Genomic DNA, 18,852 nt, shown 5'->3' with positions numbered 1-18,852 from the left:
CTGTCAGCTGTATGCCTGTCAGCAGAGGAGGCTGCCGCACGTGCAAGCGAATTGTCGCCAGCAGTAGGGGATTACTGCGACGAGACATTTGGAGCCATTCGGTGCATTCACAACCGAATTTTCTACAAACGAGATCGAGTACGGTCATACAGCTTCACGCCGCCATATCCAGGAAATGGTCTGACTACTGTTCGTGGTCATCCCGTGCTGGAGATTCAGGTCGAGCTGGCAGCTGACCGTCTCCTTCGCGTGGCCGGGAGGTCTGATCGCTGTCGCCGGTGGTCGCAGCGCTGCCTCTCGTCGATGTGATATCGGCCGGGTCGGCAGCGGGCCCCTCGCGGGCTCGCTCGGTCACGGCACCAGCGTCGACCGCCACCTCACCTGCTAGTCGTGCGCGAGGTCACTGGGCGTCGGCGACTATCTCGGCTGTTCTCGCCGTGGGGGCAGATCACTTGTGCCATCCTGTGGCTGTCAATCACCCAGACGGATACAGGGGTAGCACGTGATGACGCCCGACGAGGGGACGCGGGAGTCCGGGGCCATGGCGACCGAGGCGCGGGTCGACCGCGCCGCGGTGCGGTGGGCGGGCGCGTCCTTGTCGGGTGAGGCGGGCTTCGGTCCCGCGCGCCGGTGGATCGTGGCTGATGTCGCGTAGGCACGGCGGTTCCTCGGGGGGTTCTTCCAGCGGGAGCCACAACGGGTCGTCATCGGGCGGGTCCTCGTCCGGGGGCGGGTCATCGGGGTCCGGTTCGCCGGGGATGGCGTCCGGCCAGGGCTCCAAGATGGATCCCGACGCCGTCGACTCCGTCGGCAGCCGGATCACCGACCGCGGCAACCAGATCAGCAACGGCATCGCGTCCAGGCTGAACCTCGGCGCGTCGGCGAACAGCGCGGGCGTGTTCGGCCAGGTCGCCATGGTGAAGGCCGACGAGGCCATCAAGACGGCCCGCCAGGGCGCCGAACGCGCGGCGGTGGCCGCGGAGTCCAGCGGCCAGAAGGTCAAGCAGTCCGCCCAGGCGGCCCGCGACACGGACCAGTCGAACGCGAGCCGGGTCCGTCAGTCCGGCAACGGCCTGGGCAACTCGGCCCCCCAGGCCAGCGGCGGCAGCGGTCCTGCCCGCACCAGCTCGTCGGGCGGCACGGCCAGCCCGAGCGGCACGTCCCGCCCGACCGGCGGCACGTCCGGCCCCACCAGCTCATCGCGGCCCGGCCCGTCGACCGGCCCGACCACCACCTCTCGCCCCACCGGGGGGACGACGGGCCCGACCAACACCTCCCGCCCAGGCCCGACGGCAGGCCCGAGCAGCACGTCCAAGCCCAGCGGCGGCACCACCGGCCAGACCAACACCTCGCGGCCAAGCCCCACAGCGGGCCCGACCGGGACTTCGCGCCCCAGCGGCGGCACGACGACCCCCACGAACCCGTCCCGCCCCGGCCCGCCCACCTCCGGCCCGTCGTCCAACCGCCCCGGCGGAACGCCGACAAGCCCCACCAACGCCCGCCCGGGCACACCAGCGAACCCGACCGGCGGCTCCAGGCCCGGCGGAACACCCCCCAGCACCACGGCGAGCGCACCCAACACGGCCAGGCCCGGCGGCACCCCGCCCAGCCCGACCGGAGGAGCGCCGAGCACCACCCCACGCCCCGGCGCGCAGGCGACCCCCACCAGCGGAACCCCAGCCAGCGCAACCAACACCGCACGCCCCGGCACGCCTGCAAACCCCACGGGCGGAACGCCGAACAACACCGCACGCCCCGGCGCCCAGGCGACCCCCACCAGCGCAACCCCCACCGCACGACCGGGGGCGACGGCAAACCCCACCAGCGGCACACCGAACAACCCCGCACGTCCCAGCGGAACGCCGAACCCCACCGGCGGAACGCCCAGCAACCCCGCAGGCCCCAGCGGAACGCCGAACCCGGCCGGGGGAACGCCGAGCAACCCCACTCACCCCGGCGCGAATCCGGCTGGCGGGACACCCGCTAACCCCGCACGCCCCGCCGCCACGGCGAATCCAGCCAGCGGGACGCCCGTCAGCGCTACCACCACCTCGCGTCCCGGCGCGACGGCGAATCCGATCGGGGGGACGCCTCCGAGCGCGAGCAACCCCGGATCGCCGGCGAGTCCGGCCAGCGGGATGCCGTCGAACGCGTCCCGGCCCAGTGCGACGGCGGGGCCGGGGGTGGTTGGGCCTAACGCTGGGCAGCCTGGGGCCCCGAACCCCGGGAACCCGGCGCACCAGGGTGGTGCGCCCCGGGCTGGGGGGCCGGGATTCGGCGCGCCCGGACCTGGGCGGCCGCCTGCTGGCCCAACGCCTGGTCAAGGCCCGTCACGTCCGGCGGGTGCTCCGCCTAACCCGGGCGGTGTTCCGCCTCGGTCGAACGTTCCGCCTGCCGCGAACTACCAGCCTGGTGGGGGGCGTCCCGGCCCGGCCGTGAACCAGCCGGGCACCGGGGCGCCGGGTGGTCGTCCGGCTGGCCCGCCGCCGGGGTATCCGCCTGCCGGTCAGCAGCGTCCGCCCGCGGGGCCCTTCCCCGGGCAGCAGCCGGGCGGCCGGGGGATGCCGCCGGGGAACATGGTGTTCCGGGGCGCTCCGCCTCCGGGGCAGACCGGACAGCACCGGCCGCCCGCCAACCCGCCGCAGCCCGGCCGCCCGATGCCGCCCGGTTACACCCAGCATCCCCAGAACGCGCCGTTCCACAATGGACAGCAGGGCGGCCACCCACCGATGGGCACGCCGCCGCGCGGTCCTGTGGGCCCGGGCGGTTACCCGCCGCCCCAGGGGAACGGGCAGGGTTTCCCTCCCAACCAGCCACTCGGCCGGCAGACGCCCCCCGGCATGCCGCCGCACGAGCCGCCGCGCCAGGGCTACAACCCGGGCCAGCCGCACCCCGGCCAGCCCCCGGCCCAGCAGCAGCCCGGTCAGCACCCTGCCCAGCCGCAGCAGCCCGGTCAGGCCCCGGCCCAGCAGCAGCCCGGTCAGCCCTCGGTCCGGCCGCAGGCCGGTCAGGCCCCGGTCCAGCCGCAAGCCGGTCAGCCCTCGGTCCAACCGCAGCCCGGCCAGCCCTCGGCTCAGCCGACCGCCCCGCCGTCCCGCCCCGAGCAGTCGACCCCCGTCGACCGCGACATCGCCACCCCGTCGCGCCTCGCGGACGCCCTCCGGCAGGGGGACGCCCGCCTGTCCACCCCGCCCCCGGCAGGCACCCCCCGTCCCGCCGACACCCCGTGGCAGGACACCCGCCCCCGCCCCGAACCGACCGCTCCGGACGCCACCACCCCCAAGTCGCCCGCCGAGCAGGACCAGCGCGCCGACAACCAGCCAGGAGACCCCTCCGACAACAAGTCGGACCAGCGCCCGGACAACCAGCCGGACCAAACCTCCGGCACCGACTCGGACCCAACCGCTGCCACCGACCCAGGCCGGGACTCGAACACCGAGACCGACGAGCGGCCCGGCGACCGCCCGGACCAGACCCGCGACGCCGACCAGCGCACCGACAGCGAGTCGGAGCAGCGGTCGGACGAGCCCACCGACGCGCCCGACCGGCGCGACGACGTCGAGCCGGACCAGCGAGCCGACGACGACCGGAACCAGGCCCCCGACGCCGACCCGGACCGGGCCGCCGACGGCCCAGGGCAGCGTCAGGACGACCCGGAGCAGCGCCAGGACGACAATCTGGACCAGCCGACCGACCACCCGGACCAGGGCACCGAGCCGGACCAGGGCACCGAGCCCGACCAGCCCACCGACGACCCCGACCAGCCCACCGACGACCTGGACCAGCGCCAAGACACCGAGGCGGACCAGCGGCCCGACGAGTCGTTCCTGAAGGATCCCGACTACCGGACCGACGATCCCGAGAACTTCCGCCAGATGCGGGACACGCTGCTCAACAGCGTCGTCCGCGAGAACGGTGAGTTGCGGTACGACCAGATCCGCAGGGAGGCGCTCAACGCCCGGGACGCCAACCCCGACTTCGCGCACATGTCCGACCTCGGCGCCGTCGCCGTGCGGACCTATACGCACAACGAGGGGTTCGCGGAGCTCAATCGGGCGCTGCGCACCGGGGAGGATCTCGACCAGCAGCTCGGTTACGCCAAGACGCTGGTCTCCGGGCTGAACGAGCTGCCGCCGCACGTCGGGCCGACCGTGCGGTTCATGGGGGTCGGCGAGGGGCCGGACGGCGCCAGGATGCTGGCCGACCAGTTCCCGGTCGGCAAGGTCTACGTCGAGCCCGGGTTCATGAGCTCGTCGAAGGTGACCGCCAGCCAGCAGAAGGCGCTGACGGACTCCGCCCCCGTCGAGCTGCGCCTCACCACCCGCACGGGCCGCGACATCGAGGGGCTGTCCTCCAAGCCGCACGAGCGTGAGGTGCTGTCCAAGCCGCGCACGCAGCTCCTGGTCACCAGCAAGGAACTCGTCACCACGCCGGACACCGTCAACCCCGACGGGTCGGTCACCAAGGGGCAGAGCAAGTGGGTCATCCACGCCGAGGAGATCACCCCGGACCACCCGCAGTGGCTCTCCCCGGACGAGGTCGACCAGCGCATCGAGGACCAGCGCGCCCAGACGAGGGCGGCCGAGGACGCGCGGGGCAACTACCTCGCCGACGCCCTCGACCCGCTCGGCCTGCACAAGGACAAGGCGGTCGAGTCCACACAGGACACCCCCGTCCACCAGCAGCCCGAGCTCTACAAGCCCGATGACGGCTGGGGTTCGCTCGACCGTCCAACCGACACACTGCCGACCCCGGCGCTGCACCACGACACCGTCGCCGCGGAGGAGTCCGACGGCAGCCCGCAGCGCCAGCGCCGCCTGCTGGACGAGATCGCCCCCCAGCTGGAGGGCGTCAACCCGAAGTTCTTCGAGTCCGACCCGGCGTACCGGTCCAACGACACCGAGTCGCTGCTGGCCTACGAGAACCGGATGGCGCACGACTCCCAGGCGGCCGCCGACCCGCGTCCGGACGGCCACCCGATGCACGACCCCGCCGTGCAGCGCGACACCCTGCGGAACCAGCTCGGCGGCGAGTGGACCGGCCACAACTCCCTCGCCGACGCGGTCGACAGCGCGCGCGACCTCCCGGTCGGTTCCCGCACCGCGCTGTCGGTCGAACACGTCGACCCGGGCCCGCCGCCGTCCCAGAAGCACTCGATGCTGCTCGCGCTCAGCACCGAGCACGGCGTCGCGCTGATCGACCCGGCGAGCAACCGGCTCGCCACGGTCCCGAACCAGACCTCGTCGGTCCAGTCGCTGCCGTACCACACCGGCGACGGCCCGGTGCACCCCGACAGCCGGGCCGCCCGCGCGGAGAGCGGCCCGTCCGCCATCGAACAGGCGCTCGGCGGTCCCGCCCGGTCCGACGACCCCCGGCCGCCCGCGCAGGCGCCCTCCGCCTCGATCGGCGACCGCCTCGGCGGCAAGGAGGACCCGACCGGCTACGCGGGCGCCGCGGAGCCCGGGGGCCACCACGCCCCGGACAGCCCCGGCCAGTCCACCGCCCGGTTCGACGAGCAGTCCCCGGGCCGCCACGACTGGTCGCCGCTGGCCCAGGCGACGAACCCGCCGAGCGAGCCCGCGATCCACGCGGGCACGGCCAACCCCGAGCAGGACGCCCGGTACATCGCCGAGCGCCACCCGGAACTCGCGGGCGTCAACCCGCACTACCACGACCGGGACGCGCGGGAGAACGGCTACCAGACCAACTGCACCAACAGCGTCGTCGCCCACATGCAGCGCATGGCGGGCATCGACGCCACCGCCGACCCGATCCCGCCGGACCGCCTGCACGAGCTGGGCACCCTCGACCGCGTCCAGGACGCGCTGGGCGGCAGGTTCGAGCAGCACAGCGACTACGACAGCGTGATCCGCACGATGCGGGACACCCCGCCGGGCAGCCACGCCGTCGTCGCCGTGCAGTACACCGACCCGTCCGGGGAGACCCGCGGCCACGTCGCGATCGTCACCAACACCGAGCACGGCGTGGCGTTCGTCGACCCGCAGACCGGCGGCCTGATGACCCTGCCGCACCCGCCCCAGCGGCTGGACCTGCTGCCGGTCGACCTGTCGCAGGTCGCCGAGCGCGCCGACACCGGGACCCAGGCGGCGCAGACGCCCAGCACCACGCCCGACCAGAGGACGCCCGACCAGAAGACCCCTGACCAGGGCACCCCCGACCGGAACACCGGCGACACCAGGTCCGACCCGGCCGACCGCCACGGCTCCGCGCCGCAGCAGGACCGGACGCCCGGCTACGGTTCCGCGCCCGACACGCCCCAGACCGGTTCCGACCGGAGCAGGCCGGAGTCGGTCGACGCGGCGATGCAGGCCGCGGCGCAGACCCGCACCGACACCGGCGAGGTCGACACCGAGGCCGCGGCCGCGCTGATCAACAGCCTGCCGAGCCTGCCGGACGGGTCGGAGGCCTCGATCCGCGCGCTGGCCGGGTCGGTGTTCAGCGGGGACGTGACGCTGGAGCCGATCGGCGGCCGCGACGGCCGCGTCCGCACCGAGCGCCCGGTGTACCGGGTGCTCGTGGACGGCGAGCCGGTCGGCGTCGTCAAGATCGTCCCCGACAGCGCCGAGTTCGCCGCCGAGCTGTCGTCCGCCGAACGGCTCACCAACGCCGACCTCACCGGCTTCACCGTGCCGGACGTGATGGCGGTCGCCTCGGTGCCCGGGCAGGACGGGGACCGGCGCGGCGTGCTGTTCTCCTCGCTGGCGCCCGGCGAGTCCGTCGACACGATGCTGCGCAGGGTCCCGCTGTCCTGGGACCGCGACGGCGCGATGTCCGACCTGCGCGACGCGGTCACCGGGGTCGCCCGCGGCATGGCCGAGCTGCACCGCGGCGACGACCGCACGGCGTCCCCGGACTACCTGGCCCCGCACGCCGACGCGATCCGCGAGCACCTCGACCGGCTGGAGGCCCGCCGCCCGATCCTGGACCGGCTCGGCATCGACGTCGACGCCATCCGCACGGCGATGAACGACACGCTCGACGCCGCCGCTGCCGACCCTGGCCCGGCGAGCCTCGCCCACGGCGACGCCCACCTCGGCAACTTCCTGTGGGACCCGACCGAGGGCACGAGCGTCATCGACGCGCCGACCATGCACCAGTCGATGGACTCCACGGGCGCGCCCACCGGCTCATCGGCGCGCGACGTGGCGCTGTTCGACCAGCGCATCGGCCACTTCGGCCACGAGTTCGGCCTGTCGAGGAGCGAGATCAACCAGCTGCGCACCGCGTTCGCGGAGACGTACGCCAACAACGGCGGCCCCACCACGCCGCCGCACGTGCGCGCGATGTTCGACGCCCGCGCGGCCCTGCACCGCCTGGTCCGCTCCGTCGAGCGCTTCGAGAACCGCCCGGAGCCGCGCAGGCAGCCCGACATCGGCGCGGCGGCCTCCGCCCTCCAGGACGCGCTGGGCCTGGACACCACGACGGCCGACGAGGTCGCGAACGGCTTCGCGGGCGAACTGCCCGGCACGCCGGAGTTCCGCCGGTCCTGGGTGGCGATCGACAACTTCCGCAGCTACATGGAGCGCACGGCGAGCCCGGAGGTGCGGGAGCGATTCCAGGCCGAATTCGCCGACCGCATCGCCAGCCTGCAATCGGAGCAGACCGCGGAGTTCAAGAAGCTGTGGAAGGGTCTTTTCCGCAGCAAGTCCGACGAGTACTCGCTCACGCCGGAAGGCGCGGCCATGGCCGAGGGCGTCATCGACGGTTTCACCGAGGAATCGAATCGGCTGCTGCGCGACCTGGCCGCGTTCGCGAACAGCACGGGAGTGCCGGAACTGGCCGAAGGCAGGGCGGAAGGCACGATCGACCGCGAGGGCACCGAGGCATGGCGGGAATCGTTCCGGGAGGTCCAAGCCACGATCGACCGGGTGCTGGAGGACTTCGACTACCGGGGCAACAAGATCGGGTACATCGGCAGCATGCAGACGGGCTGGCGGGGAGCGCACAAGGGCAAGACCCGCTTCGACCCCAATGACTTCGACGTCGACCTGTACGTGGTGGTCGACCGGGAGACCTTCGACGAGCTCGCCCGGCAGAACCCGACCCTCGACATCGACGACGACAAGATCATGCCGGACGGCCGCAGGCCGAGGGATATCGCCCGCCTGGGAATCAGAATCGGCGAAGCGCTCAAGGACGCCTTCCCGCATGTCAACGGAATCGAGGATTCGGTGATCGCCATCCGCGCTGTGGAGCCGTGGTGAGCCGACTAGGATATCCGCGGCGCGTTCCGCCACGTGAAGGAGAAGCGAGTGCATAGGCGGCAGGAGATCAGCCTCAACGTGCGTGCGGACACGGACGACGAGATGACGCAGGTGGCCGAACGCGTCGGGCAGGCCCTCGGGTGCACGTTCGCCGAAGGCGAATACAACAAGTGGTACGCCGAGGTCGCCGAGGTGTTCGGCCTCAAGCTCTCGCTGGTGCCCGTGCACGGAATCGGCGGGAAGAAAGTGGCCAAGCTGGTGAGTTCGATCGCCGAGAAGGGCTTCCTGTTCGCCCCGGACGGCAGCGACGACGTCGAGTACGACGACGTCGACATCAGCGCCTACATCGTCGACCTCCTGACCATTCGCACCGGACTCCGGTGGTACGCGCCCACCGCGGAGGACCGCGCCGCGGAGATGAAGGGGGTCGCCGCGTTCGACGACTGGCTCGGCCAGGTGGGACCGCGGACCACCATCGACGAGGAAGAGGAGTTCCCCGGCAGGCCGCGGTTCGGCCCCCGCCCCGAGCGGTAGGCACACGAGATCACCGGAAGCCGGAGCGGTCCGGACAAGGGGGAAGGATCAGGGAGTGGACGCGGCTGATGCGGTCGCCAGGGTCGAGGCGTGGCTCGGCGAGTTGAACCGGGCCGCACCGGGCAATCCGGTGCGGGTCGACCCGGGTGCGGTGGTGCGCAACCCGGAAGGGTGGTACGTGCCGTACAACTCGATCGCCTTCCTGGACGACGGGCAGGCCGGGCGGCAGATCTTCCCGCCCCCGGCGATCATCGTCCGGGAACCGGACGGTGAGCTGCGTTTCGCGCACCCGTACGCCGGTGGCGTCAGCAGCCCGGTCCGCCTGCCGGGGCAGCCGTTCGAGCAGGAGGACGTCGACCCGTACTACGCCGAGTCCGGACTCGGGCGGCTGGGCGTGCCGCGCACGGTCGTCCTCGGCTGGCGGCGGCTGGACGCCGCAGGCAACCAGATCGGCTACCGGCTCAACCCCGACTACCGCCCCGGTCCGCTGCAGCGCGGCTTCCCGGCGCCGGAGAACCAGGTCGAGGCGCTCGTGCTGTTCGCGCAGCAGGGCTGGATCGACCGCGACATGCTCCTCGCCGGGCTGGTCGAGTCCGAGGTGTTCCTGGAGGCCAGCGCCCCGCACGAGCTGGACCTGCGGCAGTTCGACCAGACCCGCAGGGAGCTGCGGGTCTTCGCCGCCAGCAGGTATCTGCCGCCGGACGCGCGGGCGTCCCTCCGGTACGACATGGCCACCCTGTTCGAGCACACGCCCGACCCCGACACCACTTATCTCCTCAACATCGGCTGGACCGAGGTCCCCGTCCCCAGGCGCGAACTGGCGCAGACCCTGGCGGTGCTCCCCCGCCGCGCGCCGAGGGTCCACGAGACCGGCATGGTGGAGGAGCTGACGCCCGAGCTGGAGGAGCTGGCGGCGCGCACCGCGGCGGAGGCGGGGCTGCCCGAGCCGGAGTGGATGCCGCCGCAGGCGGGGCCGGACGCCCGGCGCCGCGGCTATGAGCTGACCTTCCAGGAGTGCTGCGACACGGTCCGGGCCGTCAACTGGCTCAAGCTGCCCGATCCCGATGTGGCGCCGCCGTCCCAGCAGATCGCGCGCACCAACCGGTACCGCGCCGACGGCAGCACGTACCCGGTGGTCGACACGTTCGGGAAGTACCAGCTGGAGCCCATCGAGGAGGTCCGCTACGGCTGGCACCGCGTCGTCGGCGCCTACGTCGGGTTCGCGATCGGGGAGGCGCTCGGCTCCGCCGTGGACGGCCTGACGCTGGAGCGGATCCACGAGGAGCACGGGCCGGGCGGCCTCAACGGGTACGGCGACCCGTACGGCAGGCCGGGCCGGATCGGGCCGCTGACGCAGCAGCTGCTGTTCCTCACCGAGGGCGTGATCCGCAGCCCGTACCGCGGTGAGCCGTCCGAGGAGCTGTCCCTGCGCCGGGCCGTCCAGCACGCGTGGTGCCGCTGGGTGAACACGCAGGGCATCCCGTGGCCGAAGGCCGACGGCCTGCTGTCGACCATCTTCGAGCTGCGCGCCTCCCGCGACCCGGACCCGGCGGAGTTCGCCGCCGCCCGCGCGCTGGTGCTGGGCACGCCGCAGCCGCCCATCCGGGGCGCGGGCGTGCTCGTGGCCGCGCTGCCCGCGGCGCTGACGCTGGCGGGCTCGGAGACCGGGTCGGCGGCCAGGGCGGCTCGACTGGCCGCAGGCGTGCTGTACCGCGACGAGACGGACCTGGACGCCGTGGCATACCTGGCGACGGTGTTCCAGGGGATGCTGACCAAGGAGACCTACAGCGCGCCCGCCTGGGTGATCGGCCGCGAGGTGCTGGGCCCGGAGTCCGACGGGATCGCCGCGATGGTGGCCGAGTCGATGCCGGACTTCCGGGCCGGGCAGGCGGACTACCGGGACCCGGAGCAGATCGGGGACGGCCACTCGGCGCTGTCGGTGCTCGGCCGGGCGTTCGCCGCGATCACCGGGTTCGAGAACCGGCCCGCGATCGCGCTGCGGCGCGCGGTGAACCACTCCGGGCGCAGCGCGCTGACCGGGGCGCTCGTCGGCGCCTTCCTCGGCGCCCGCACCGGGCTGCCCGGCCTGCCCGCCGAGCTGCGCGGGCCGCTGGAGTTCCGCGCGCTGATCGAGAACCTCGCCACCGACGCCGTCTGTCAGTTCGACCGCACGCCCCCGCCGCTCACCCGGTCGGACGACTGGCTGCTGCGGTATCCCCGTGGGTGACCTGGAGTGACCATGCCCGACATCGTGTACGGGGAACTCCCCGTCGTCGACACCGAGTGGGACGGGCAGGCGCTGCCCGGCGAGCCCACCCCGGTCCGCGCGATCCTGCGCTGGGAGCAGGTGCCGGTCGACGCCCGGTGGCTGCCCAACGGCCCCGCCCGGCCGAACCCCGACTACGTGGACGGCTACCGCTGGATCGGGTTCCCGGCCCCGGCGAACCGGCTGGAACTGCTCGTCGGCTACCTGCGCAGGCAGTGGATCACCCGCGAGACCTTCCTGCGGCACGTCCTGGACTGCGAGGTGTACCTGCCCGCGGAGATCGACTCCACGCGAGGCCCGGTGACCGTCCCGGTGGCCGGTTCGCTGGACAGGGTGCCCAGGCTCTACCCCAGGGTCGTGCGCACGCAGCTCAAGGTGTGGCGCCGCACGGCCGATCCGCGCCACTCCGCGGTGATCGAGCTGGGCGGCAAGCCGTTCAACTGGCCGATCAGCTCCGCGGAGCTGTTCGAGACCCCGGAGTCGGACACCCCGGAGGTCGAGCCCGCCGAACTGGTGCTCCCCGAGTTGGAGCCCGGCGTGGCCTGCGCCGATCTGAACCGGGCCGCGGAGAAGGCCCGCGCGGGCGGCCGGGGCTTCTCGGTGGCCGAGGCGCGCGTTTTCGGCAAGGCGGCGCGGATCTGGCGGGACAACCTGGAGCGGCGCCGGGCGGGTCAGCCGGAGAGCTGGCCGGACGACCTGCGGTCAGCGGGGCTGATCGAGCGGTACGACGCGGACGGCGTGGCGCGGCCGCGGCCGTGGAACTTCGGCAAGTTCGGCGAGCAGGTGCCGAACAGCGTCTTCTCCGCCTTCGCGCTGTCCGGCGCGTATGTCGGGTTCGCGCTCGGCGAGGCGGTCGGGCTGCTCGCGGAGTCCGGGCGGCACCCCGACGGTGTCCCGTTGCGGTGGGGCGTCCTGACGCGCCACCTGCTGGCCCAGTCGGTGGCGGTGATCCGCAACTTCTTCGACGGAGTCACCGCGATCCCCGCGACGCTTCCCGTCGAGGGGGAGCCGAGCTGGCTGACGGCCGTGCTCGGCGCGGAACTGCCGCCGCTGTCCGGGATCGCCGACCTGCTCACCACGGCGCTGCCCGCCACGGCCGCGGCCAACGGCCGGGTCCACCAGTCCCCGGACTTCGGCGTCACGGTGGCCAGGTCGCTGTGCGGCCCCGTCGTCGACGAGGGCGCGGGCCCGAGCATCGACCTGCTGGTCCGGGTGCTCCACAAGATGCTGGACCACGAGTTCCGCTGGCCCGCCTGCATCCCGTTGCGCGACCTCGCGGGCGAGGACTTCCCGCTGGCCCAACCGATCCTGGACCTGCGCGCCGACCGCGGCGCGGACGACGAGGACCAACTGGACTCCCTCGGCGACGGCCACTCCCCCGACTCGGTCCTGTCCCGCGCCCTCCTCGCCGCCGCCAAGCGCGACTACGACCCGACGACAGCCCTCCTGGCGTCGGTGACCCACTCCGGCAACCGCCCGTTGACCGCCGCCATCACCGGCGCTCTGCTGGGTGCCCGCCACGGCATCGCGGGCCTCCCCTGGGTCACGTCCCTGGCCCACCTGGGCGTCCTGGAGACCATGGCCGAGGACATGTACCAGAACTTCGCCCTCCACGGCATCTGGCGCGAGAGCCGGTCCGACCGCGAGAACTGGCGCCGCCGCTACTGGCCGGACGCGGACCCCGTCGAGGTCTGAGACGGCGGCGGGCCGACCGAAATCGCATAGCGTGGACGCGGGCGGCTGTCTACGCTCCGAGGCCCCGCACGATCAGCGAGAACGGATGGTCCACAGTGGTGCAGAACGAGCAGGCCGCGACCACTGTGCTGTGGCGGCCGACCGGGCCGGAGGAGTTGGAGCTCGTCCGGCGGTCCGGCTGGCGCTCTTGGCCGCCCCGGCTGCCCGAGCAGCCCATCTTCTACCCCGTGCTCAACGAGGAGTACGCGGTCAAGATCGCCAAGGAGTGGAACGTCCCGCATCACGGGGTGGGATACGTGACCCGCTTCCGCGTCGAGTCCGAGTTCCTGCGGCGGTACCCGGTCCAGCAGGCCGGGGGCGAGACCATCCTGGAGCTGTGGGTCCCGGCCGAGGAACTGGACGAGTTCAACGCGCACCTGGTCGGGCCGATCGAGGTCGTGCGCGAGTTCCGGTGAGCGGCGTCGGGGGCTGTCGGGCAGGCAGGGCGACCGCGCCGAGGCCCGTTGCGCCTACCGATCGGTAACTTATCGTCGCTGTATCGGAAAGCGGATACGGGCTGGCAACACGCGATCGCCTTGACTGGGCGGCATGGCCTACAGCGAACCGGCACGAGTGGCGGCGTTCCCCGGTCGATCACCCTCGGCCACGGGGATCACGGTTTACGGGTGCGGGCAGGACGAGGCAGTCCTGTTCCGGCGGCTGGCGCCCCGGTTCGGCGTCCTGGCGACGCTCACCGACGAGCCGGTGTCCGAGGGCAACGTCGACCTCGTGGCCGGGAACCGGTGTGTCAGCGTCGGCCACAAGGTCCGCATCGGGAACAGCACGCTTGACGCGCTCGCACGGGCCGGGGTCGCGTACATCTCCACGCGGAGCATCGGTTACAACCATATCGACGTGAAGCACGCGGAGAGCGTCGGTATCCGCGTCGAGAACGTCGCCTACTCACCCGACAGTGTCGCCGACTACACGCTGATGCTGATGCTGATGGCGGTCCGGGACGCGAAGACCACCATCCGGCGCACGGATGTCCACGACTACCGGCTCAACGACGTGCCCGGGAGAGAGCTGCGCGACCTGACCGTCGGCGTGGTCGGGACAGGGCGCATCGGCGCGGCGGTCATCGACCGGCTGCGGGGGTTCGGCTGCCGCGTGCTGGCCCACGACATCCGCCCCGGCGCCTCCGCCAGGTACCTCCCCCTTGACGACCTGCTCCAGCTCAGCGACATCGTCACGCTCCACGCGCCGCTGTACGCCGATACCCACCACCTCCTCGACCGGCGGCGCATCGAGCGGATGAAGCGGGGCGCGTACGTCATCAACACCGGCCGCGGCCCGCTCGTCGACACCGCTGCCCTCCTCGCGGCGCTCGAGAACGGCAGGCTGGGCGGCGCGGCCTTGGACGTCCTCGAAGGCGAAGAGGGGATCTTCTACGCCGACCACAGGGACAGGCCCATCGAGAGCGAGTCGCTGCTGCGGCTGCAAAGCCTGCCGAACGTGCTCATCAGCCCGCACACCGCCTACTACACGGACCACGCCCTGCGCGACGCCGTGGAGAACTCCATCATCAACTGTCTGAAGTCTGAGAGCCGGAATCACCATGGATAGGTTGAAGGTCGGGATCCTCTTCGGGGGACGTTCCGAGGAACACCCCGTCTCCGTCAAATCCGCGCGCGAGGTCGCGAAGAGCCTCGACACCGCGAAGTACGAGCCGTACTACATCGGGATCACCAGGAGCGGCGCCTGGCGGCTCTGCGACGGCCCGGACGCGGACTGGGAGACCGGCGGCCGTCCCGCCGTGCTCTCCCCGGACGCAGGGGTCCGCGGCCTGGTCGTCCTGGACCAGGGTCGACACGAGACGATCAGGCTCGACGTCGTGGTGCCCGTCCTGCACGGCAAGCTGGGCGAGGACGGGGCGACGCAGGGCCTGCTGGAGCTCTCCGGCATCCCCTACGTGGGCTGCGATGTCCAGAGTTCCGCCCTGTGCATGGACAAGGTCCTCACGTACCTCGTCGTCAGGGGCGCGGGGATCGCTACGCCGCGGTTCTGGACCGTCGGCGCGGACGAGAAGCCCGATCCCGACCAGCTCGCCTACCCCCTCTTCGTGAAGCCCGCCCGGTCCGGCTCCTCCTTCGGCGTCACCAAGGTTGCCCGCGAGGAGGAACTGGCGGCCGCGGTCGAGGACGCCCGGCGGTACGACTCGAAGGTGGTGATCGAGGAGGCCGTCGACGGCAGCGAGGTGGGCTGCGCCATCCTCGGCAACGGCGACGGGCTGATCGTGGGCGAGGTGGACCGGGTCGCGCTCTCCCACGGGTTCTTCCGGATCCACCAGGAGACCGCGCCGGAGACCGGCTCGGAGAACTCGACGTTCATCGTCCCCGCCGACATCCCGGCGGAGTCGCGCGCGTACGTGCAGGAGACGGCGAAGGCCGTCTACCGCGCCCTCGGGTGCCGGGGCATCGCGCGGGTCGACCTGTTCCTCAAGGCCGACGGACAGGTGGTCCTCAACGAGGTGAACACCCTGCCGGGCCTGACCTCCTACAGCCGCTATCCCAGGATGATGGCGGCCGCGGGCCTGCCGCTCGCCGAGGTGATCGACCGGCTGATCTCGTCGGCCCTGGCGGGGAAACCCCAGTGAGGGACGACTTCGCCTTCGTGGACGAACTGGTGCCCGGGATACGCTGGGACGCCAAGTACGCCACTTGGGACAACTTCACCGGCAGACCGGTGGACGGCTACCTCGCCAACCGCATCGTCGGCACGAAGGCGCTGTGCGCGGCCCTCGGGGACGCCCAGGAGAAGGCCGAGTCCCTCGGCTTCGGCCTGCTCCTCTGGGACGGCTACCGCCCGCAGCGCGCCGTGGACTGCTTTGTCCGCTGGTCGAGGCAGCCGGAGGACGGCCGCACGAAGCAACGGCACTACCCGAACCTCGACAGAGCCGGGATGTTCGAGCAGGGCTACGTCGCCGCCAGGTCGGGCCACAGCCGAGGCAGCACAGTCGACCTGACGCTCTACGACCTGGCCACGGGAGAACTCGCCCCCATGGGCGGCGGCCACGACCTCATGGACCCGGTCTCCCACCACGGCGCCAGCGGCATCACGGCGGTGGAAGCGCAGAACCGCCAGCACCTCTGCGCCATCATGGAGGACTGCGGTTTCGCGCGGTACGACTGCGAGTGGTGGCACTACACCCTGGAACACGAGCCCTATCCGGACACCTACTTCGATTTCCCCATCACCGCGATCTGACTGGAGGACCGCGTGACCGCACCGCGCGTCGTCGTCGCAGGCGGCCACTCGGCCGGGCACATCGAGCCCACGATGAACTTCGCCGACGCGCTGCGCGGGCTGGCGCCCACGGCGCGGATCACCGCCCTCGGCACCGTCCGCGGCCTGGACACCCGGCTCATCCCGGCCCGCGGCTACCCGCTCGAACTCATCCCGCCCGCGCCGCTGCCGCGCAGGCTGAACCGGGCACTGCTGCAAACGCCCGGCAGGCTGCGCGACGCCGTGCTGGCGGCCGGGTCGGTGCTCGACCGAGTGCGGGCCGAGGCCGTGGTGGGCTTCGGCGGATACGTCGCCCTGCCCGCCTACCTCGCCGCCCGCGGGCGGGGCCTGCCGATCGTCGTCCACGAGGCGAACGCCCGGCCCGGGGTGGCCAACCGGCTCGCGGCGCGGATGACGACGCACGTGTTCACCGCGTCCCCGGGCGTCCGGCTCGCGCACGCCACCGCCATCGGCATCCCGCTGCGGCGGGCGATCACCGCGCTCGACCGGCCCGCGCTGCGCGCCGCCGCCCGGCGGCGGTTCGGCCTGCGCCCCGACGGCCCGGTCCTCATGGTCACCGGCGGCTCGCAGGGCGCCCGGACGATCAACGCGGCGGTGTCCGGCGCGGCGCGGGCGCTGCGCGCGTGCGGCGTGCAGGTGCTGCACATCACCGGGCCGCGCCACGTGGTCGACGTGCCGGACGGCGATCCGCCCTACGTCGTCGTCCCGTACGTCGACGAGATGCACCACGCCTACGCGGCGGCCGACTTCGCGCTCTGCCGCTCGGGGGCGATGACGTGCGCGGAGCTGGCCGCGGTCGGCCTGCCCGCCGCGTACGTGCCGCTGCCGCTGCGCGGCGGGGAGCAGCGGCTGAACGCCGAGCCGGTCGTCGCGGCGGGCGGGGCGCTGCTGGTCGACGACGCCGACCTCGACCCGGCCTGGATCGAGACCGCCCTGCTCCCGGTGCTCACCGACCCCGACCGGATCGCGGCGATGTCGGCCCGCGCCGCGGCGGCCCGCTCGGACGACGCGGGCGTCGTCCTCGCCCGGCACGTGCTCGCCGCGATCACCGAGCGCCGGAGGTCAGGCCCGCGGTAGCCGCACCATGACGCGGAGACCCCCTGCGGCACGCGGAGCCAGGGTGAGGGCTCCGTCGTGGGCCTGCACGATTCGGTTGACGATCGCCAGCCCGAGGCCGACACCCGCGTGGTCGGTGCGGACGCGTTCGGTTCCGCGCTGGAACGGCTCGGTGAGCGTCGCGACCAGCTGCGGGCTGAGCTTGTCGCCGGTGTTCTCGACGGTCAGCATGACGAAACCGGGACGGACGGCGGTGCTCACCTGGACCCTGCCGCGCTCGGGGAGATTGTGGACGATGGCGTTGTGCAGGAGGTTCATGGTCATCTGCAGCAGGAGCGCTGGGGAACCGCTGGTGGGGGCCATATCCCCGCTCGTCTCGATGGTGACGCCGTGCTTCTCCGCGAGCGGAAGCAGGGTCTCGGTCGCCTCTTCCGCGGTGAGGGACAGGTCGACCTGCTCCCGCGTCAGGATTCCCTGGTCGGCGCGGCTGAGCAGGAGCAGCGCCTGGGTGAGCTCGATCGCCCGGGCGTTGACGGTGTGGAGGCGGTCGACGAGCTCGGCGGTGTTGCCGTTCGGGTCGGTGCGGGCGACGTCGAGCAGGGCCTGCATGATCGCCAGCGGGGTGCGCAGCTCGTGCGAGGCGTTGGCCGCGAACCGCTGCTGCTCGGCGACGTGCGCCTCGTGCCGGGCGAGCATGGCGTCGAAGACGTCGGCGAGCTCGCGGAACTCGTCCTCCCGGCCTTCCAGCCGGATGCGGTGGGACAGCGACCCGTTCGCGGCCATGCGCGTGGCGTCGGTGATCCGGCTCAACGGGGCGAGCATGCGGCCCGCGAGGATCCAGCCGCCCAGCAGGCCGAACACCAGCAGGAACACCACCGCCCACGTCGCCGCCGGGGCGAAGGCCCGCAGCAGGTCGGAGCGGTCCGGCCCGCTCCCGGGAGCCCGCACCCTGGGCCCGGCGTCGGGCACGTACCGCAGCAGGAACACCCACACGACCGCGAGCAGCAGACCGCCCGCCACCATGAGGAACCCGGCGTAGCTGAGGGTGAGTTTGAGGCGGACGCTCAGGCCGGGCGGCCTATCCACGCCCGTCCCCGGTGTCGATGCGGTAGCCGACCCCGGGCACCGTGGCGATCAGCCAGGGTTCACCGAGCCGCTTGCGCAGCGCCGAGACCGTGATGCGCACGGCGTTGGTGAACGGGTCGGTGTTCTCGTCCCACGCCCGCTCCAGCAGCTCCTCGGCGCTGATCACCCCGCCCTCGGCGGCGACGAGCACCTCGAGCACGGCGAACTGCTTCCTGGTCAGCGCGACATAGCGGCCGTCGCGGTAGACCTCGCGGCGGAACGGATCGACGCGCAGGCCCGCGATCTCCCGCACCGGCGGCCTGCTGTGCGCGCGCCTGCGGTCGAGCGCCCTGAGCCGGAGCACGAGCTCTCGCATCTCGAACGGCTTGGTGAGGTAGTCGTCGGCGCCGATCCCGAACCCGGTGGCCTTGTCGTCGAGCCGGTCGGCCGCGGTGAGCATAAGGATCGGCGTGCCTGCGCCGGAGGCGACGATGTGCTCGGCGATCTCATCCCCGGACGGGCCGGGGATGTCGCGGTCGAGGACGGCGATGTCGTAGGCGTTGACGCTCAGCAGTTCCAGCGCGGTGTCGCCGTCACCGGCGATGTCGGCGGCGATCGCCTCCAGCCGCAGCCCGTCGCGGATGGCCTCCGCCATGTAGGGCTCGTCCTCCACGACCAGCACACGCATGCTCCGATGCTACGAGTCGGCGCATATCCCCGGCATAT

Annotated in this window: 13 protein-coding genes; 10 read left to right on the top strand and 3 right to left on the bottom strand. The window is 72.7% G+C overall.

The features are described 5' to 3' along the window. Positions 1-505 precede the first annotated feature (505 nt). Complete coding sequence (locus Actkin_RS11695; protein WP_258907140.1) at positions 506-655, top strand: hypothetical protein; 150 nt, start codon at positions 506-508, stop codon at positions 653-655. Positions 656-1,057: 402 nt separating this feature from the next. On the opposite strand, the gene Actkin_RS11690 is transcribed toward Actkin_RS11695, so the two are convergent. Further along, on the bottom strand, positions 1,058-1,666 hold the full coding sequence (locus tag Actkin_RS11690) for a hypothetical protein (protein ID WP_258907139.1): 609 nt from the start codon (positions 1,664-1,666) through the stop codon (positions 1,058-1,060). Between the two features lie 1,174 nt (positions 1,667-2,840). Here Actkin_RS11690 and Actkin_RS11680 point away from each other — a divergent pair. The 9 genes from Actkin_RS11680 to Actkin_RS11640 all read left to right on the top strand — a co-directional run bounded on the left by Actkin_RS11680 (position 2,841) and on the right by Actkin_RS11640 (position 17,082). Next, positions 2,841-8,225: a toxin glutamine deamidase domain-containing protein gene (locus Actkin_RS11680; RefSeq protein ID WP_258907906.1), complete on the top strand. Its 5,385-nt coding sequence runs from the start codon at positions 2,841-2,843 to the stop codon at positions 8,223-8,225. 48 nt (positions 8,226-8,273) lie between these two features. Beyond that, complete coding sequence (locus tag Actkin_RS11675; RefSeq protein ID WP_258907137.1) at positions 8,274-8,759, top strand: hypothetical protein; 486 nt, start codon at positions 8,274-8,276, stop codon at positions 8,757-8,759. 55 nt (positions 8,760-8,814) lie between these two features. After that, the gene (locus Actkin_RS11670) at positions 8,815-10,986 is read left to right on the top strand and encodes an ADP-ribosylglycohydrolase family protein (RefSeq protein WP_258907135.1); all 2,172 of its coding nucleotides are present in this window, start codon (positions 8,815-8,817) and stop codon (positions 10,984-10,986) included. A 12-nt stretch (positions 10,987-10,998) separates the two neighbouring features. Continuing rightward, the gene (locus Actkin_RS11665) at positions 10,999-12,720 is read left to right on the top strand and encodes an ADP-ribosylglycohydrolase family protein (RefSeq protein WP_258907134.1); all 1,722 of its coding nucleotides are present in this window, start codon (positions 10,999-11,001) and stop codon (positions 12,718-12,720) included. A gap of 98 nt (positions 12,721-12,818) precedes the next feature. Then, on the top strand, positions 12,819-13,175 hold the full coding sequence (locus Actkin_RS11660) for a hypothetical protein (protein ID WP_258907133.1): 357 nt from the start codon (positions 12,819-12,821) through the stop codon (positions 13,173-13,175). A 133-nt stretch (positions 13,176-13,308) separates the two neighbouring features. Beyond that, the gene (locus Actkin_RS11655; protein ID WP_258907132.1) at positions 13,309-14,325 is read left to right on the top strand and encodes a D-isomer specific 2-hydroxyacid dehydrogenase family protein; all 1,017 of its coding nucleotides are present in this window, start codon (positions 13,309-13,311) and stop codon (positions 14,323-14,325) included. Continuing rightward, complete coding sequence (gene vanA, locus Actkin_RS11650) at positions 14,318-15,355, top strand: D-alanine--(R)-lactate ligase (protein WP_258907131.1); 1,038 nt, start codon at positions 14,318-14,320, stop codon at positions 15,353-15,355. The genes Actkin_RS11655 and vanA overlap by 8 nt, the downstream gene beginning before the upstream one ends. After that, on the top strand, positions 15,352-15,966 hold the full coding sequence (gene vanX / locus Actkin_RS11645; RefSeq protein WP_258907129.1) for a D-Ala-D-Ala dipeptidase VanX: 615 nt from the start codon (positions 15,352-15,354) through the stop codon (positions 15,964-15,966). Before vanA ends, vanX begins: the two co-directional genes overlap by 4 nt. Before the next feature lie 12 nt (positions 15,967-15,978). Further along, a complete protein-coding gene (locus Actkin_RS11640; RefSeq protein ID WP_258907128.1) occupies positions 15,979-17,082 on the top strand; it encodes a UDP-N-acetylglucosamine--N-acetylmuramyl-(pentapeptide) pyrophosphoryl-undecaprenol N-acetylglucosamine transferase in 1,104 nt (367 codons plus the stop codon). Here the strand turns inward: Actkin_RS11640 and Actkin_RS11635 are convergent. After that, the gene (locus Actkin_RS11635; RefSeq protein ID WP_258907126.1) at positions 17,068-18,147 is read right to left on the bottom strand and encodes a sensor histidine kinase; all 1,080 of its coding nucleotides are present in this window, start codon (positions 18,145-18,147) and stop codon (positions 17,068-17,070) included. The two genes, Actkin_RS11640 and Actkin_RS11635, sit on opposite strands and share 15 nt — an antisense overlap. After that, positions 18,140-18,814 carry a response regulator transcription factor gene (locus Actkin_RS11630; RefSeq protein ID WP_258907124.1) on the bottom strand — a complete coding sequence of 225 codons (675 nt, stop codon included), beginning with the start codon at positions 18,812-18,814 and terminating at the stop codon, positions 18,140-18,142. The genes Actkin_RS11635 and Actkin_RS11630 overlap by 8 nt, the downstream gene beginning before the upstream one ends. Positions 18,815-18,852: the final 38 nt, after the last annotated feature.

The organism is Actinokineospora sp. UTMC 2448 (assembly GCF_024760565.1).
GTDB lineage: Bacteria > Actinomycetota > Actinomycetes > Mycobacteriales > Pseudonocardiaceae > Actinokineospora > Actinokineospora fastidiosa.
Note: the sequence above shows the minus strand (reverse complement) of the source record. Positions and strands in the feature narration are given on the sequence as shown.

Bases quoted from the DNA above. Each gene is read 5' to 3' on its own strand.
- Actkin_RS11695 (WP_258907140.1), top strand. From the start codon at position 506: ATGACGCCCGACGAGGGGACGCGGGAGTCCGGGGCCATGGCGACCGAG.
- Actkin_RS11680 (WP_258907906.1), top strand. From the start codon at position 2,841: ATGCCGCCGCACGAGCCGCCGCGCCAGGGCTACAACCCGGGCCAGCCG.
- Actkin_RS11665 (WP_258907134.1), top strand. From the start codon at position 10,999: ATGCCCGACATCGTGTACGGGGAACTCCCCGTCGTCGACACCGAGTGG.
- Actkin_RS11655 (WP_258907132.1), top strand. From the start codon at position 13,309: ATGGCCTACAGCGAACCGGCACGAGTGGCGGCGTTCCCCGGTCGATCA.
- vanA (WP_258907131.1), top strand. From the start codon at position 14,318: ATGGATAGGTTGAAGGTCGGGATCCTCTTCGGGGGACGTTCCGAGGAA.
- Actkin_RS11630 (WP_258907124.1), bottom strand. From the start codon at position 18,814: ATGCGTGTGCTGGTCGTGGAGGACGAGCCCTACATGGCGGAGGCCATC.